The 15,647-nt window shown below is 71.2% G+C and carries 15 protein-coding genes; 8 read left to right on the forward strand and 7 right to left on the reverse strand.

Annotated features, from left to right (window positions below):
* Positions 1-24: 24 nt before the first annotated feature.
* Positions 25-471, forward strand: coding sequence for an Lrp/AsnC family transcriptional regulator (locus ACIOD2_RS50055; protein WP_323326141.1), 447 nt, complete (start codon positions 25-27; stop codon positions 469-471).
* A gap of 88 nt (positions 472-559) precedes the next feature.
* On the forward strand, positions 560-1,789 hold the full coding sequence (locus ACIOD2_RS50060; RefSeq protein ID WP_400553196.1) for a DUF222 domain-containing protein: 1,230 nt from the start codon (positions 560-562) through the stop codon (positions 1,787-1,789).
* A 653-nt stretch (positions 1,790-2,442) separates the two neighbouring features.
* On the opposite strand, the gene ACIOD2_RS50065 is transcribed toward ACIOD2_RS50060, so the two are convergent.
* The 3 genes from ACIOD2_RS50065 to ACIOD2_RS50075 form a co-directional block, all read right to left on the reverse strand.
* Positions 2,443-3,432 carry a hypothetical protein gene (locus ACIOD2_RS50065; RefSeq protein ID WP_400553197.1) on the reverse strand — a complete coding sequence of 330 codons (990 nt, stop codon included), beginning with the start codon at positions 3,430-3,432 and terminating at the stop codon, positions 2,443-2,445.
* A 108-nt stretch (positions 3,433-3,540) separates the two neighbouring features.
* Positions 3,541-5,160, reverse strand: a complete 1,620-nt coding sequence (locus ACIOD2_RS50070) for a thiamine pyrophosphate-binding protein (RefSeq protein WP_400553199.1) — start codon at positions 5,158-5,160, stop codon at positions 3,541-3,543.
* On the reverse strand, positions 5,157-5,930 hold the full coding sequence (locus ACIOD2_RS50075) for a cyclase family protein (RefSeq protein WP_400553200.1): 774 nt from the start codon (positions 5,928-5,930) through the stop codon (positions 5,157-5,159). Before ACIOD2_RS50075 ends, ACIOD2_RS50070 begins: the two co-directional genes overlap by 4 nt.
* A gap of 117 nt (positions 5,931-6,047) precedes the next feature.
* Here ACIOD2_RS50075 and ACIOD2_RS50080 point away from each other — a divergent pair, with 117 nt between their 5' ends.
* Genes ACIOD2_RS50080 through ACIOD2_RS50090 form a run of 3 tightly spaced genes read left to right on the forward strand, consistent with a single transcriptional unit; the run spans position 6,048 to position 8,324 of the window.
* Positions 6,048-6,449 carry a GntR family transcriptional regulator gene (locus ACIOD2_RS50080; protein ID WP_392768032.1) on the forward strand — a complete coding sequence of 134 codons (402 nt, stop codon included), beginning with the start codon at positions 6,048-6,050 and terminating at the stop codon, positions 6,447-6,449.
* A 13-nt stretch (positions 6,450-6,462) separates the two neighbouring features.
* Positions 6,463-7,359, forward strand: coding sequence for an ABC transporter ATP-binding protein (locus tag ACIOD2_RS50085; protein ID WP_400553201.1), 897 nt, complete (start codon positions 6,463-6,465; stop codon positions 7,357-7,359).
* On the forward strand, positions 7,356-8,324 hold the full coding sequence (locus ACIOD2_RS50090; protein ID WP_400553203.1) for an ABC transporter permease: 969 nt from the start codon (positions 7,356-7,358) through the stop codon (positions 8,322-8,324). Before ACIOD2_RS50085 ends, ACIOD2_RS50090 begins: the two co-directional genes overlap by 4 nt.
* A gap of 42 nt (positions 8,325-8,366) precedes the next feature.
* Here ACIOD2_RS50090 and ACIOD2_RS50095 read toward each other — a convergent pair whose 3' ends face one another.
* The gene (locus ACIOD2_RS50095) at positions 8,367-9,116 is read right to left on the reverse strand and encodes an alpha/beta hydrolase (protein WP_400553204.1); all 750 of its coding nucleotides are present in this window, start codon (positions 9,114-9,116) and stop codon (positions 8,367-8,369) included.
* A 212-nt stretch (positions 9,117-9,328) separates the two neighbouring features.
* Here ACIOD2_RS50095 and ACIOD2_RS50100 point away from each other — a divergent pair, with 212 nt between their 5' ends.
* Positions 9,329-11,761, forward strand: a complete 2,433-nt coding sequence (locus tag ACIOD2_RS50100; RefSeq protein ID WP_400553205.1) for an RICIN domain-containing protein — start codon at positions 9,329-9,331, stop codon at positions 11,759-11,761.
* Here ACIOD2_RS50100 and ACIOD2_RS50105 read toward each other — a convergent pair.
* Both ACIOD2_RS50105 and ACIOD2_RS50110 read right to left on the reverse strand, forming a co-directional pair.
* Complete coding sequence (locus tag ACIOD2_RS50105; protein ID WP_400553206.1) at positions 11,758-12,627, reverse strand: SAM-dependent methyltransferase; 870 nt, start codon at positions 12,625-12,627, stop codon at positions 11,758-11,760. The genes ACIOD2_RS50100 and ACIOD2_RS50105 overlap by 4 nt on opposite strands.
* Before the next feature lie 76 nt (positions 12,628-12,703).
* Positions 12,704-12,904, reverse strand: a complete 201-nt coding sequence (locus tag ACIOD2_RS50110; protein ID WP_400553207.1) for a hypothetical protein — start codon at positions 12,902-12,904, stop codon at positions 12,704-12,706.
* A gap of 235 nt (positions 12,905-13,139) precedes the next feature.
* Here ACIOD2_RS50110 and ACIOD2_RS50115 point away from each other — a divergent pair, with 235 nt between their 5' ends.
* Complete coding sequence (locus tag ACIOD2_RS50115; RefSeq protein WP_400553208.1) at positions 13,140-13,874, forward strand: sugar phosphate isomerase/epimerase family protein; 735 nt, start codon at positions 13,140-13,142, stop codon at positions 13,872-13,874.
* Complete coding sequence (locus tag ACIOD2_RS50120) at positions 13,871-14,974, forward strand: Gfo/Idh/MocA family protein (RefSeq protein ID WP_400553209.1); 1,104 nt, start codon at positions 13,871-13,873, stop codon at positions 14,972-14,974. The genes ACIOD2_RS50115 and ACIOD2_RS50120 overlap by 4 nt, the downstream gene beginning before the upstream one ends.
* On the opposite strand, the gene ACIOD2_RS50125 is transcribed toward ACIOD2_RS50120, so the two are convergent.
* The gene (locus ACIOD2_RS50125) at positions 14,971-15,558 is read right to left on the reverse strand and encodes a TetR/AcrR family transcriptional regulator (RefSeq protein ID WP_400553210.1); all 588 of its coding nucleotides are present in this window, start codon (positions 15,556-15,558) and stop codon (positions 14,971-14,973) included. The genes ACIOD2_RS50120 and ACIOD2_RS50125 overlap by 4 nt on opposite strands.
* Positions 15,559-15,647: the final 89 nt, after the last annotated feature.

Below are 15,647 nucleotides of genomic sequence, written 5' to 3' on the forward strand. Positions count from 1 at the left end.
TTGCGCGGAGTTACGCTCGCCCGCATGACCGAAGAGCTGCTCGACGCGACCGACCACGAGATCCTCGGGCTGCTGCGCGAGGACGCCCGGCGCACGCTGTCCGACATCGCCGGCCGGGTCACGCTCTCGACGGCGGCGGTCAAGCGCCGGATCGACCGCCTGCGCGAGACGGGCGTGATCACGGGCTTCACGGTCCAGGTCGACCACGCGAAGCTCGGCTGGGGCATCGAAGCGTTCACCGAGCTGCGGTTCGTCGGCAACACGAAGGTCGCCGAGATCCTCCGGACCACCACGCGGATGCCGGAGGCCCAGGCGGTGTTCACGATCGCGGGCGACCCGGACGCCCTGGTCTGGCTACGCGTTAGGGACATGGCCCACCTGCAGACGACGATCGACGAGATCCGCCGGCACCACCAGGTCACCGGCACCAAGACGCTGATCGCGCTGGAGTCGTGGTCCCGCGGCCACTGATCGCTGCCCACCCGACGCGTCGACGGTCCCCGGCGTGATCATCCGTTCGTGTGATGAACATGCGTTCGAGAGCCGGTAATCTTGGTGTGTGGACAGCGAAGCGGTGTGGAGAGCGGATGCGGTGGCCTTGGCCGACCGCATCTCCGTGCTGCTCGGTGTCGTGCGGTCCGCCGAAGCCGAGATCGGCGCTCTGCTGGTGGAAATCGAGTCGCGTGGTGTGATGGAACTGTTCGGATATCGCTCTGTCGCGCGGTTGTTCGAGCACCTGGCCGATGTTCCCAAGTCGGCTGCTGAACGCGTGGTGAAACGGGCCCAGGCGCTCAATCCCGGGCGTGCTCTCGATGGCAGCCCGGTGCCCGCCGTTGCTCCGGCTACCGGGGTTTTGGCTGCTGATGGTTCGTTGAGCACTCCGATGGTCGACACCATCGTCGAGGTGCTGGCGCAGCTTGCGCCCGAGCACCGTGATGACGCCGAGCGGAGCCTGCTGTCCTTCGCCTCCGAGGCTGGGCACAAGCAGGTCGCGGCGCTGGGTGCGCGGATCGTCGCGCACCTCGATCCCGACGGCGCCGAACCCGACCCCACCGAACCAGCCGCTCCCACCCGGGAGCTGTCGTTGCGCCGTAAGAGAACCGGCGTGTGGGAGCTGACCGGTCGTTTCGACGAGGAGACCGGCACCCGTGCGAGCGCCTTGCTCGACTCACTGGCCGAGCGTCGCGCCGCAGACGACGGCCCCGACTTCCGCTCTCCGCAGGAACGCTACGGCGACGCCTTCTCCGACGCCGTCAACCTCGCGCTGAACTCCCCGGACCTGCCGATGCAGGCCGGTGAACGAGCGCACGTGATGATCGCGGTGTCACTGGAGGACCTGAAGTCCGGTGTCGGCCAGGCCACCCTCGGCGACACCGGCACCATGACCGCAGCCGAAGCCCGAGTCCACGCCTGCGACAGCATGCTCATCCCGGCAGTCCTGGGCGAGAAGAGTGAACCCCTGAACCTGGGACGCTTGCGCCGCCTGATCTCCGCGGGTCTGCGCCGAGCGTTGTATCTCCGCGACCGCGGCTGCGCCTTCCCGGGCTGTCATCGCCCGCCGCGGCATTGTCAGGGTCACCACATCCGCCATTGGGCCGAGGGCGGCGCCACCGAGCTGGGCAACCTGGTGCTGTTGTGCGCTCACCATCACCGGCTGCTGCACCGTTCCGGCTGGGAAGTCCACATCGCCGCTGACGGCCTACCGGAGTTCCGGCCGCCGGTGTTCCTGGACAAGCGCCGAAAACCCAGGCGCAACAACCTCCATAAACCGTTGCCGTTCGCGGCCTGAACAATCGAGCAGGGGAGAGGCCCGCAGCCAAAGGCTGCGGGCCCACCCCCACGTCGCAAGCCGCCCCCGAATGGCAACGATCATCGGCCACCCTGCCGCATCGACGGCCGCCTCGGCTGGGGCAGCACCGGTTCCACCACCACCGAACTGAGCGCCGTTTCCGCTGCTGACTTGAGCGACGGTTCCTCCGGCCACCGCTCACCGTCGAGCTGAGCACCGGTCCACTGCCGAGCTGAGCGAAGGTTGCACCGGCCAGCGGCACCGGCCGCCGCCCACCGGCGAACTGAGCATCGGTTCCACCGCCGAACTGCGCGACGGGCTCGGCTGCCGAAGCTCCGGCGACGGTTCCGCCCCGGCCGCAGCGCCGGGCCGATGTCAACGAACCTCAGACTTGCGACACCAGGTCCCTCATCGTGGCACCGTCGGAGTCGCACCACGGTCGGGTTCTCGGCGCACGTCCATGGAGATTTCTGGACAACCGACCTCTCCCGGATCTTCCATTGGCACCTCGCGGCCACGTGCGTGAGAAGCAACTTGGGGCGCGGCGGACCCGTGCGACACCAGGTCCCGGCGCTCCTCGATGGAGCATTCCGGACATCCAGCGTCCCCAATCCTCCATCGACACCTGCGCGGAATGCCCCTGCCAACGAACCTCAGCCGCCCAGCAAGACACCGGACGAGCGCTCCCGGTCGAAGAAGAACTCCGGCCACGCAAGGGAACCCGGCGGTGCCTCGATCGCCGCGGCCCGCCGCCGTAGTTCGTTCAGATAGTCCGTGTCCAGCACTGCCCGCGCCGACAGTGGTTCGCGCAGCAGGGTGGCGGCCGGGCCCTCGTACAGGTAGGCGTCCACGCCCGGATAGCCCCGCGTGCCCGGCGGGTAGGGGCGGTTCACCGGGAAGTACGTCGTGTCGAGCTTGCCCAGCCAGGAGCCGCTCAACGGGACCAAAGCAGGCCATGAACCCAGCTGCTGTTCGAGCCGCGGGTTGTCCCGGGTGAAGCCGCGGTGGTCGGCCACGACGTACGCCGCGCCCGGGTACTCGCGCTCCAGGGTTGCTACCGCGCCGCTGCCGCCGTCGTGCGTCAGGTGACCCAGGCCGAACAGCATCAGGGCCTTGCGGTGCTTCTGCAGCACCTGCGTCTTCACGACCGTCACGATCACCGGGTCGCGGTCGGTGAACGGGTCCAAGTCCGCCGGGGTGTGCACCCGGCTCCAGTCGATCGGCGGGTCGCACGCCAGCACACGGATCTTCCGGTTCGCCGGCAGTGTCGTGTTGACCTGGCGGACCAAGGCGAAGAGCTGTTCGTAGAACGTCGAAAACCCGCAGCTCGGCTGGGTTGTGTCCCGCCAGACCCGGCTGATGTCCGGGACGTCGGCGCCCGCGATGTAGGCGTCCAGCAGCGGCTGGAGGCGCGAGTTCCCGCACTCCACGGCGATGTCGTTCACCGCCCCGGGGAAACGCGGGTCGCGGACCAGGTCGAACACGAACGTCCCGACGTCCGGGCTGGACTTCGCGACGATCGGATGGTCCTTGAACGCCGCGAGCAGGGCGCCGATGGCGTCACGGGACGGCTGGGCGTCGGCGGGTGCCGCTACCAGGGTGACGGCCGCGAGCACAGCCAAAAGGACACGGAAGACACGCATGAGCCAGCTCCCCAGGACTGAATACCTACTGTCTTACGACTGTAAGACAACTAGGCCAGCATCCAGCCGCACCCCAGCCGTGTCAAGAGGCCGTGTCAAGGGGCGCGGTCAGTGCCGGAACGCCTCCGCGAGCCACCAGGAACCGCCGTCGTCGGCGATCTTCGCGTCGATGACCAGGGGCGCGTCGCGCGGTCCGGCCAGCCAGTCCTTCACCGCGAAGAGGTCCTCTTCCGACCGGACGGTGACGCCGTCGCAGCCGAAGCCGCGCGCGATGGCGGCGATGTCCGAGTCGGGGAAGCGGACCGTGGTCATGTCGGCGTCGCCGAAGTGGTGGACCTCCGCGCCGTACGCGGCGTCGTTGTAGACGATCACGACCAGCGGCAGGTGGAGCCGGACCGCGGTGTCCAGTTCGGACAGTGCCATGTGGAACCCGCCGTCGCCGGTGCCCAGCACGGGCAGCCGGTCCGGGTGGGCGAGCGCGGCGCCGATCGCCGTGCCCAGCCCCAGCCCGATGCTCTGGAACGCCTGGGTGAAGCAGAAACCCAGCTCGTCGGGGACCGAGAGGTACGCGCTCGGGTAGCCCATGAAGTTGCCGGAGTCGATCGCGACGATCCGCTCCGCCGGCAGCAGGTCGTCGAGCAGCCTGCTGAGCGTGCGCGGGTCGATCCGGCCGCCGCGGGACAGGTCGTCGTGCTCGACGTCGTTCCAGCGCCCGGTCGCGGCGATCCGGCCGGCGACGTCCGCGGAGCGGTAGCCCGCCCGCTCCGGCACCAGGGCGAGCACGTCCGACGCGGTGCACCCGACGTCGCCGACGACGCCGAGGTCGATCGGGCGGTGCGCGCCCAGCGCGGCCTGCTCGACGTCGACCTGCACGAGCTTCGCGTGCGGGCTGAGCAGCGCGCCGTGGCGGGTCGTCCACATGTTCAGCGCGCAGCCCCAGCCGACCACCAGGTCGGCGCCGACGATCAGCTCGGCGGACGTGGGCGAGGCGAACCCGCCCGAGATGCCGAGCGCGAACTCGTCGCCGTGGAAGAGCCCGTTGGCCACGGCCGACGTCGCCAGCAGCGCGCCGCTGCGGGAAGCCAGCTCCCGCAACGGTTCCCGGCTCCCGCGGGCGCCGCGCCCGGCGATGAACACCGGCCGCTCGGCGGCGGCGAGCAGCTCGGCCAGCGCGGCGGCGGACGCCGCGTCCGGTCGTACGGGGGCCGGGCCGGGAACCACCGGCAGCGGTTCCGAAACCGCGGGCTGCGCCTGGACGTCCAGCGGCAGGTTCAGCACCACCGTCCGGCGTTGCTGCCGGGCGGTCCGGAACGCCCGCACGGTGTCGGCGACCGCGCTCGCGGCCGAGTGCACCCGCTCGGGCACCGCGCCGACGGCGGCGGCCAGCGCGTCCTGGTCGACGCGGAAGTTGGACAGCACCGACGCGCTCGCGGAGTCGGCGGTGAGCACGAGCATCGGGGTCCGGCTCTTGGCCGCCTCGGTGATCCCGGTGACGGCGTTGGTCAGCCCGCAGCCCTGGTGCAGCGACAGCACCGAGACCTTGCCGCTCATCCGCGCGTAGGCGTCGGCCATGCTCGCCGCGCCACCCTCGTGGCGGGCGGCGACGAACCGGACGCCGCCCGCGCGCAGCGCGTTGGTGACCTCGAAGTTACCGCTGCCCACCACCCCGAACGCCGTGCCGGCGCCGAGGCCGGCCAGCGTGCGGCCGACCAGTTCGGCGACGTTCACCGCTCCACCAGTGCCAGCACCCGGGCCGGGCTGCCGGACCCGCCGACGATCGGCAGCGGCGAGACGATCAGCAGCACGCCGGTCGGCGGCAGCGTCGCGAGGTTCTGCAGCTGCGTCAGGCCGTGCTTCCCGGCGCCCAGCAGCAGCTCGTGGCACGGGAACATCGGCTCCAGCCCGGGTGCCTGGCCGGCGTCGGTGCCGACGGTCTCGACGCCCAGCCCGGCGATCGGCGTTTCCTCGGCGAGCCAGCGGGCGCACTCGGGGGAGACGCCGGGGCTGTGCGAACCGGCCTCGTCGGCGTTGAGGAATTCGTCCTGGTTCTCGCTGCGGGTGTCCCAGCCGGTGCGGTAGAGCAGCCAGCCGCCGTCCGGCAGCGGGCCGTGCTCGGCCGTCCACGCGGTGACGTCGTCGATCGAGAGCAGGAAGTCCGGGTCGGCGGCCGCCCGCGCCGAGAAGTCGAGCACGACCGCGGGCGCGACGAGCGTCTTCAGCGGCACCTGGGAGACGTCGTGGCCGTCCTTTCCGGACACCCAGTGCACGGGGGCGTCGAGGTGGGTGCCGGTGTGCTCGCCGGTGTGGATGTCGTTCCAGTACCAGCGCGGGCCGCGCTCGTCGTAGCGGCTGATCTCCTCCAGCCGGAAGGGGATGGTGTTGGCGAACGGTTCGGGCAGCTGGAGGATCGGCGTGCTCGAGCTCAGCGGTGCGGTGAGGTCGACGATCTCGACCGCCCCCGAGGTGATCGCCTGGCCCAGTCCGTCCAACAACGACATGCCTGCCTCCCGGTGCGGTGTACGTCTCGATCGAGACCCTAAACCGGGAACCGGGTCCTTGACAGGGCCGCGTGCGCGGGTGTTGTCTTAATGTCGTAGGACAATGGGAGGGTGCGGGTGATCGAGTTCGTCCTGGACGGCCGTTCGCGGGTCGCGACGTACATGCAGCTCGTCCTGCAGGTGAAGCAGGCGCTGCGTGTCGGCCTGCTGCGGGACGGTGACCAGCTGCCGAAGGTGCGCGAAGTGGCCCAAGCGCTGGCGATCAACCCGAACACGGTGCTCAAGGCCTATCGCGAGCTGGTGCTGGAGGGGCTGGCGGAGGGCAAGCCGGGGGTCGGGACGTTCGTCACCGGCACCCTCGCCGGCCCGTCGCTGGGGCACCAGGCCCGGCTGCGTGACGAGCTGCTGGCCTGGCTGGAGCGCGCCGAAGCCGCGGGGATGTCGGGTGACGACATCAACGCCCTGATCGAGACCACGTTGCGCGGCGCCGCGGCGCCGCAGGACCAGAAGCAAAGCTGAGGGGAGCCCGAAGATGGAGCTGGCGGTGGAGACCAGAGCGCTGGGCAAGCGCTACGGGCGCACCTGGGCGCTGCGGGACTGCGCGCTGGAGGTGCCCGCGGGGCGGATCGCCGCGCTGGTCGGCCCGAACGGCGCGGGCAAGACGACGTTGCTGCACCTGGCCGTCGGGCTGCTGCGGCCCGACGCGGGGGAGGTGCGCGTCTTCGGCCGCGACCCGCGTGACGGGCCTTCGGTGCTGGCCGACATCGGGTTCGTCGCGCAGGACACCCCGGTGTACCGGGACTTCACCCCGGCCGAGCTGATCACCATGGGCGGCAAGCTGAACCGCCGCCGGTGGGACGCCGCGCTGGCCCGTGACCGGCTCGCCGCACTCGGCATCCCGCCGGACAAGCCGGCCGGCCAGCTCTCGGGCGGGCAGCGGGCCCAGGTCGCGCTGGCGCTCGCCCTGGCCAAGCGGCCGCGGCTGCTGCTGCTCGACGAACCCATCGCGAGCCTCGATCCGCTGGCCCGCCGCGAGTTCATGCAGGCGCTGATGGGCGCGGTGGCCGAGAGCGAGACGACGGTGCTGCTGTCCTCGCACCTGCTGGCCGACCTCGAACGCAGCTGCGACTACCTCATCGTCCTGCAGACCGCCCGCGTCCAGCTGACCGGCGCGGTCGACGAACTGGTCGACGCGCACCGCACGCTCGTCGGCCCGCGCGCCGGGAGCGAGTCCATCACCGGCGTCGCGGAGGTCGTCCGCGCGAGCCACACCGAACGGCAGTCGACGCTGCTGGTGCGCCGCGACCCCGCCGTCCCGATCGATCCACTGTGGACGGAGCACGAAGTGACCTTGGAGGACCTGGTGCTGGCGCACCTGGCCGCGGCCGAACCCCGCGTCACCGCGGCCGCATGGGGGGTGCCGGCATGATCTGGCTGACCTGGCGACAGCACCGCAGGCAGGCGCTGTTCACGCTCGTCACCCTCGGGGTGCTGGCGTTGATCGTGGTGCCCACCGGGCTCGCGATGCACACGAAGTACGACAGCTCCGGGCTGGCCGCCTGCCAGGCCGCGCTCGGCAAGGCGCCGATGATCACGCAGACGGAAGCGGTTTCGAACTGCGCGAGCCTGGCCCACCAGTTCGAGCAGAAGTTCGGCAACCTGGTGTACGTCGCCGTCCTGTTCGTGATCCTGCCGGTGCTGGTCGGCGTGTTCTTCGGCGCGCCGCTGGTCTCCCGCGAGGTCGAGCAGGGCACCCACCGGCTGGTGTGGACCCAGGGTGTCAGCCGGGCGCACTGGGCGCTGGTCAAGTTCGGGCTGATCGGCGCGATCACCGCGGTGCTGGCCGTCGGGTACGCGCTGGGGGTGTCGTGGTGGTTCGGGCCGCTGGTCAGCACGACCAGCCGGCTGGGCTACTTCGCCTTCGACGTCCAGGGGGTGGTCCCGGTCGTCTACACGCTCTTCGCGCTGGCGCTGGGCGTCTTCGCCGGGACCTACTGGCCGAAGGTGCTGCCCGCCATGGGGATCGCGCTCGTCGGGTACGCCGTGGTGCGCGTGGCGGTCGAGCTGTTCGCCCGGCCGCGGTACCTGCCTCCGCAGAGCTACACCTACGCCCCGGACAGCACGCTGACGCCGAACCCGGCGGCGGGCGACTGGGTGATGGACCAGGGCATCCGCAACGCGGCGGGGGAGATGGTCCTGCCCAACGCGCAGGTCGGCCCGTGCGGACCCGCGGGCTGTGGTGACACCGGGGCCGGCCCCGGCGCCTACAACTGGGTGGAATACCAGCCGGGGGCGCGGTTCTGGACGTTCCAGGGCATCGAAACCGGGCTCTTCGCGGTGCTGACGGCGGCATTGGTGTTCTTCGCGATCCGCCGGGTGCGCACGCTCGCCTGAGTTCCGGTGCCGGCGCCTGGTGGGCGCCGGCACCGGAGCCGGTCAGGCCGGGGTGAGGTGGCGGGCCAGGAACCCGTCGTCGACACCGGTCCAGCGGATGGTGCGGTGGTCACCCGGGTTGGCGTGCAATGTCTTCTCCGCCGAGGCGAAGGCGTCGAACAGCCCGAGGGCGGACTGGCGGCCGACGTGCTGGTCGTCCCACGGGAGCAGGAACTGCACCGGCACGGTGATCCGCTTCGCCGCCTCGAGCAGGCCGTCGTGCACGACGAACCCGCCGCCGAAGATGGCGGCGGCGATCCGGGGTTCGGCCGCCGTCAGCGGGATCCCGATCCCGGTGCCGAGGGTGATGCCGCCGCCGTAACCGATCGACACTTCGGGACCGATCTCCGGCAGCCGCTGCAGGGCGTCGAGGGTCGCCTGCCACTCCGGTACGGCCCGCTCGGCCAGCGAAATGCCGTACCGGACGCTGACCGACGCGACGGCTTCGGTGTCGCCGTCCATCATGGCCTGCCGGAGGTCGGCGCGCGCCTGGTCGTCTTCCGCGGTGCGCGGGCGATCGCCGTGGCCGGGTGCGTCGATGGCCGCCACGGTGAAGCCGTGGGTGGTCACGGCGTGGTGGGCGCGGGCCAGGAGCGCCGGTGTCTTCTTGTGCTGGCCGCCGCCGTGGCCCATCAGCACCAGGGGCGCGTGCGGGGAGCCGGCTTCCGGCGACCAGAGCACGCCGGTGATCTCACCGAGGGTGAAGTCGCGTTCGACGACGCCGTCCGACGTCGTCGCAGAGGTGAAACGCAAGGTTGGTGCCTTTCGGGAGGAGTACCCACGTCCGTACTGCGTTCACGGGTCTCACCTCCTCCGGCCGTCTCACGGTCGCCGCGACGCTATCAGCTCGCCCGCCGGCCGCCCAGCCATTTACCCGCGTCCGGCGAACGGCGGATTTACAACGTTGTATCGAACCGGTAAGACTGTTTTTACAACGTTGTAATGACGAGCGGAGGCTGGTCCCCGTGTCTTTGAGCCGCAGGCAGTTCGTCGCCGGAACCGTCGCCGCAGGACTGCTCGCGAGTACGCGGGAAGCCGGGGCCGCCGTCCTCCGCAGCCCGCAGGTCGGGCCCGCCGCCGGTGGGCTCTACACCCCGAACGCGGCCCCGCTCAAGCCCACCGCCTTCCTCAAGCTGCCGCCCGGGGCCGTCACCGCGCGCGGCTGGCTCGCCGGCCAGCTGCGCCTGCAGCTCGACGGCCTTTGCGGGCACTACCCCGAGACCTCGCACTTCCTCGACTTCGCGACCAGCGGCTGGGTCCACCCGGAGCGCACCGGTTGGGAGGAGGTGCCGTACTGGCTGCGCGGGTACGTCGACCTCGCCGCGGTCACCGGCGACACCACCGCGAAAGCCACCGCCGGGAAGTGGATCGACGCGATCCTCGCCACCCAGCAGTCCGACGGCTTCTTCGGCCCGACTGCCCTGCGCACGGCGCTCAACAACGGCCCCGACTTCTGGCCGTATCTGCCGCTGCTGCAGGCGTTGCGGTCGTGGCAGGAGTGGACCGGCGACACGCGCGTCGTCCCGTTCCTGACCCGCTTCCTGCGCTACATGAACGCGCAGGGCCCCAGCGCGTTCAACTCCAGCTGGGTGTCGGTGCGCTGGGGTGACGGCCTCGACAGCGTGTTCTGGCTGTTCAACCGGACCGGTGACACGTACCTGCTCGACCTCGCCGACAAGATCCACGCCAACGGTGCCAACTGGGTCGGGAACCTGCCGAGCCTGCACAACGTCAACGTCGCCCAGGGTTTCCGCGAGCCCGCGCAGTACGCGCTGCGCAGCGGCTCGGCGTCGCTGACCCAGGCCTCCTACCAGGACTACACGACGATCATGGCGACCTACGGCCAGTTCGCCGGCGGCGGGTTCGCCGGGGACGAGAACGCACGCCCCGGCTTCGGTGACCCGCGGCAGGGCTTCGAGACCTGCGGGATCGTCGAGTTCATGGCCAGCCACCAGCTGCTCACCCGGCTGACCGGCGACCCGGTGTGGGCCGACCGCTGCGAGGACCTCGCGTTCAACTCCCTGCCCGCCGCGCTCGACCCGGCCGGGCGCGCGGTGCACTACATCACCAGCGCGAACAGCGTCGACCTCGACAACGTGCCCAAGAGCGAAGGCCAGTTCCAGAACGGTTTCGCGATGCAGGCCTTCCTGCCCGGCGTCGACCAGTACCGCTGCTGCCCGCACAACTACGGCATGGGCTGGCCGTACTTCACCGAGGAACTCTGGCTGGCCACCCCGGACAACGGCCTCGCGGCCGCGATGTACTCGGCCAGCAGCGTCACGGCGAAGGTCGCCGACGGCACCGCGGTGACGATCACCGAGGACACCACCTACCCGTTTTCCGAGCAGGTCACCTTCACCGTCCGGACGCCGCGGAACCTGGCCTTCCCGTTGTACTTCCGGATTCCCGCGTGGTGCGCGGCGCCGCGGCTCACCGTCGCGGGCGCGTCAGTCGCGGTGACCGCCGGGCCGACGTTCGCGAAGGTCTCGCGGACGTGGGCGGACGGCGACGTCGTCACGCTGACCCTGCCGCAGCGCACGACCGTGCGGACCTGGGGCGCGAACCACAACTCGGTGTCGGTCGACCACGGCCCGCTGACGTACTCGCTGAAGATCGGCGAGAGTTACGAGTCGCTGGGCGGGACCGCGCAGTTCCCGCAGTACGCGGTGCACGCGACGACGCCGTGGAACTACGGCCTGACCCCCGGCGCGGCGCTGACCTTCTCGGCGGCCGGCGGGGCGCTGCCGGCCAACCCGTTCACCCCGGACGCCGTGCCGGTGAAGATCACCGCGCCAGCGCGGAAGATCGCCGAGTGGACCGCGGACGACCAGCACGTCGTCACGCCGCTGCAGGCGTCACCGGCGAAGAGCGCGGCGCCGGTCGAGACGGTCACGCTGATCCCGATGGGCGCGGCGCGGCTGCGCATCACGTCGTTCCCGACCGCCGCCCCGGACGGGAACCAGTGGGTGCCGGGCGGCGGGGGAACGGGCGTCCGGATCGTGAACCGCAACTCCGGCAAGGTACTCGGCGTCGACCAGATGTCCACAGCGGACAGTGCGCGGGTCGTGCAGTTCGCCGACAACGGCACCGACGACCACATCTGGCACCTGGTCGCGAACGGGGACGGCTGGTACCGGATCCGCAACCAGCACTCGGGCAAGGTGCTCGGCGTCGACCAGATGTCCACTGCGGACAGCGCGCGGGTGGTCCAGTTCGCCGACAACGGCACCGCGGACCACCTCTGGCAGCTGGTCGACAACGGCGACGGCTGGTCGCGGCTGAAGAACCGCAACTCTGGCAAGGTCCTGGGGGTGGACGGGATGTCCACGGCGGACAGTGCCCAGGTGGTGCAGTTCGCCGACAACGGGACGGCGGACCACCTCTGGCAGCTGCGCTAGCGCTTGACCCCGACGATCCCGGCCACGCACTGGGCGGAACCGCTGAGCGGCGTGAGCCGGGGGCCGTCGGGCCACCACTCGTCGCAGACCGCCAGGCCCGGCTCCGAGGTCGCGTTGGGCTGCAGGAACTCCAGGCCCGCCAGCATCGCCTCGATCTCGGTGCGGGTGCGGAACCGGCCGGCGCCGAGCGGGCCCTGGGTCAGGATGTTCTCGATGCGCTTGGCGATCGCGGTCAGGTCCGGCACCTCGGGGTCGAAGAAGTGCGACAGCACCACGTACGAGCCCGGCGCCAGCGCGTCGATGTAGGCGCGCATGACGTCGGCGGCGCCGTCACCTTCGAAGTGGTGCATCGTGCCGACGTGCAGCAGCGCGACCGGCTCGGCGAAGTCGATGTGGCGCAGCACCTCGTCGTTCTCCAGCACGGCCTCGGGCTTGAAGATGTCCGCCTCGACCATGTGCGTGAAGTCGTTCTCGGCCAGCAGCGCGCGGCCGTGCGCCAGGACCACCGGGTCGTTGTCGATGTAGACGACGGTGGTGTCCTTGTCGATGCGCTGCACGATCTGGTGCGTGTTCTCCGCGGTGGGCAGCCCGGACCCGCAGTCGACGAACTGCCGGATCTTGGTCTGGCTCGCCAGCATCCGCAGTGCGCGGTTGTGGAACCCGCGGTTGCCGCGGGCGATGTCCACGGCCTCCGGGACCGCCTGCCGGATCTTCTCCATCACGACGCGGTCGACTTCGTAGAAGTTGTGACCGCCGAGGAACCCGTCGTAGATCCGCGCGATGCTCGGCCGCTCGGGATCCAGCCCCACCGGCTTCTGGCTGGGGGAACCTGTGCCTGAAGGAACGGCGGACGGTGCGTCGGACATGGCGACCTCGCAGGACATCGGCGGGTGGCGTGGGCCACCCAGCGTAGTAGGTCGCGTCCGCGCGGTGAACCCGAGGTCAGCCGCTCGGGCGAAGCCGCTGGTCGGGGATGTCGTCCTGGGACGCGTCGCGGCGGGCGCGTTCCCGGCGCAGCCGCGCCAGGTGCTGCTCGATCCGCCGGTCGAGGTCCCGTGCGGCCTCGGACAGTTCCGTCAGGTCGCGACGGGACACCGGGTGCCCGATGGCCCCCGTGTCCACTTCGTCCCCTGGCCCGTCCACTCCCGGCACCTCCCGTTTTCGGTGTGGTCCCCTGCCCGTGCTGCGTTACTGCCCCAACCGGCGGCCGCCAAAACCCCCGGGGCCGGTGAGCCGGGGCACGCTCGAATACGTCAGGGAAAACCCCAGACTTGTCCGGCCGGGTCACCGGGAAGGACCTGGTGTGAATTTTGACCAGGTGGTAGAAATCTTGTGGAGCCGTGGCGGGCGTCCGCCACCGTGAACTCAGGAGCTGGGGATGAGCTTGCTTTCCGTGCAGCTGTACTCGGTCCGCGACGCCTTCGCGGCCGATCCCGCCGACACCCTGCGGCGCCTCGCCGCGATCGGCTTCACGCAGGTCGAGCCGTACGGCGTCGTCGAGAACGTCGACGCCCTGCGGGCCGGGCTGCCCGCCAACGGCCTGTCCGCGCCGACCGCGCACGCGCAGCTGATCGGGACCGATCAGCCTGCCGTCTTCGCCGCGGCCGCCGAGCTGGGCATCGGCCTCGTGATCGACCCGCTGGTCAAGCCGGAGCAGTGGCAGGACCCGGCCGACATCGCCGCGACGGCCGACGCGCTCAACGCCGCCGCGAAGGTCGCGGCCGAGCACGGTGTCACCGTCGGCTACCACAACCACTGGTGGGAGCTGGAGTCCCGGATCGACGGCCGCGCCGCGTTCGAGGTGTTCGCCGACCAGCTCGACCCCGCCGTCGCGCTGGAGGTCGACACCTACTGGGCCACCGCGGGCGGCGAGAACGCGGCCGCGCTGCTGGGCCGCCTCGGCGACCGCGTCAAGGCGATCCACGTCAAGGACGGCGGCCTCGCCACCGACGCCACCGGCCAGCTCCCCGCCGGCCAGGGCCAGGTCCCGGTCGCCGAAGTGCTCGCCGCCGCGCCGGACGCGCTGCGTGTCGTCGAGTTCGACGCCTTCGACGGCGACCTCTTCGAAGCCATCTCCGCCAGTTACACCTTCCTGACCGGCGACCGGCGGTGACCGGCGGGCCGGTCGGCGTCGGGTTCGTCGGCGCCGGCGTCATCAGCGGCACCTACCTCGAGAACCTGACGAGCTTCCCGGACGTCCGCGTCCTGCGGGTCGCCGACCTCGACACCGAGCGCGCGGCGGCGCAGGCGGCGAAGCACGGGGTGCCGCGTTCGGGCACGGTGGCCGAGCTGCTCGACGACCCCGACGTCGAGCTGGTGGTCAACCTGACCACCCCGGTTTCGCACGTCGACGTCGGGCTCGCCGCGCTCGAGGCGGGCAAGCACGTCTGGGCCGAGAAGCCCCTCGCGCTCGACCGCCAGACCGGCCGCAAGCTGCTGGACCGGGCGCGCGAGAAGGGGCTGCGCGTGGCCAGCGCACCCGACACCGTGCTCGGCGCCGGGCTGCAGACCGCGCGCCGTGCGATCGACGACGGCCGGATCGGGCAGCCGAACACCGCGCTCGCGCTGTTCCAGGTGCCGGGCCCGGAGAGCTGGCACCCGGCGCCGGAGTTCCTGTTCCAGGCCGGCGGCGGGCCGCTGCTGGACATGGGCCCGTACTACCTGACGACGCTGGTGCACCTGCTCGGCCCGATCCGCCGGGTCACCGGCGCCGGCGGCCGGGCGCGCGACACGCGGGTCATCGGGTCGGGGCCGCGTGCCGGGACGGAGTTCCCGGTGACGGTGCCGACCACGGTCACCGCGCTGGTCGAGTTCGCCTCCGGCGGGTCCGCCCAGGTCGTGCTGAGCTTCGACTCGGCGTTGACGCGCACCGGGTTCGTCGAGCTGACCGGCACGCTCGGCACCGCCGTGCTCCCGGACCCCAACCGGTTCGACGGCCCGACCGCGCTGCACCTGTTCGGCCAGGAGAAGCCCGAGGAGCTGGAGCCGCAGGGACACGCGGCGTCGCGCGGCACCGGCACGCTGGAGCTGGCGCGGGCGATCCGGGCCGGGGTGCCGGAACGCGCGTCCGGCGAGCTGGCCTACCACGTGCTCGACGCGATGCTGGCGATCGACGAGTCCTTGACCCGCGGGCAGTCGGTGGAGGTGTCGAGCGTCGTCGCCGTGCCGCCCGCGTTGCCGGCGGCGTGGGACCCGTACGAAAAGACGCTCTAAAGAGGGACGGCGAGGAGGTTCTGCAGGGCGAACCGCAGTGAGCCGACCAGGTCCACGTCGCCGGGCACGGTCAGCCACTGCACCTGCAGGCCGTCCATCAGGGCGATGAACGTCAGCGCCGCCATCGCGGGGTCGACGCCGTCGCGCAGCTGGCCGCGCGCGGCGAGGACCTCGAACGACTCGTGGATGCTCTCGCGCGCGGCCCGGTAGTGGCGCACGAAGTACTCGTGCGCCGGGTGGTCCGGGGCCACGGCCTCGGCGGCGAGGCGCGAGTAGAGGTCGACGATCCCGGGGTGGCGGACGTTGTGCCCGGCCAGCGCGACGAAGTGGCGCAGGACGTCGAGCCCGGGCGCGACGTCGAGCTTCTCCCGGTCGGAGTCCTCGGTGTCGCGCCGTTCGAGGACGGCGGCGAGCAGGGCTTCCTTGGTGGGGAAGTAGTAGAGGAGGCCGGCGTGGGTGATCCCGACGCGTTTGGCGATCTCCCGCAGCGACGAGCTGTGGTAGCCGAGCTCGCCGTACGCCGCGGCCGCCGCCGTGATGATGTCCTCGCGGCGGATCCGGCCCTTCAGGTAACCCCCGGTCACGGGTTCGCGGTGGTCTCGGCGTCGTACACGGTCCCATCATGCCGCAGCCGGATTTCGCACAAGTTGCGTGATCGGTCGAACAAATCGGT

The organism is Amycolatopsis sp. NPDC088138, assembly GCF_044741685.1.
In the GTDB taxonomy this organism is placed as follows: domain Bacteria; phylum Actinomycetota; class Actinomycetes; order Mycobacteriales; family Pseudonocardiaceae; genus Amycolatopsis.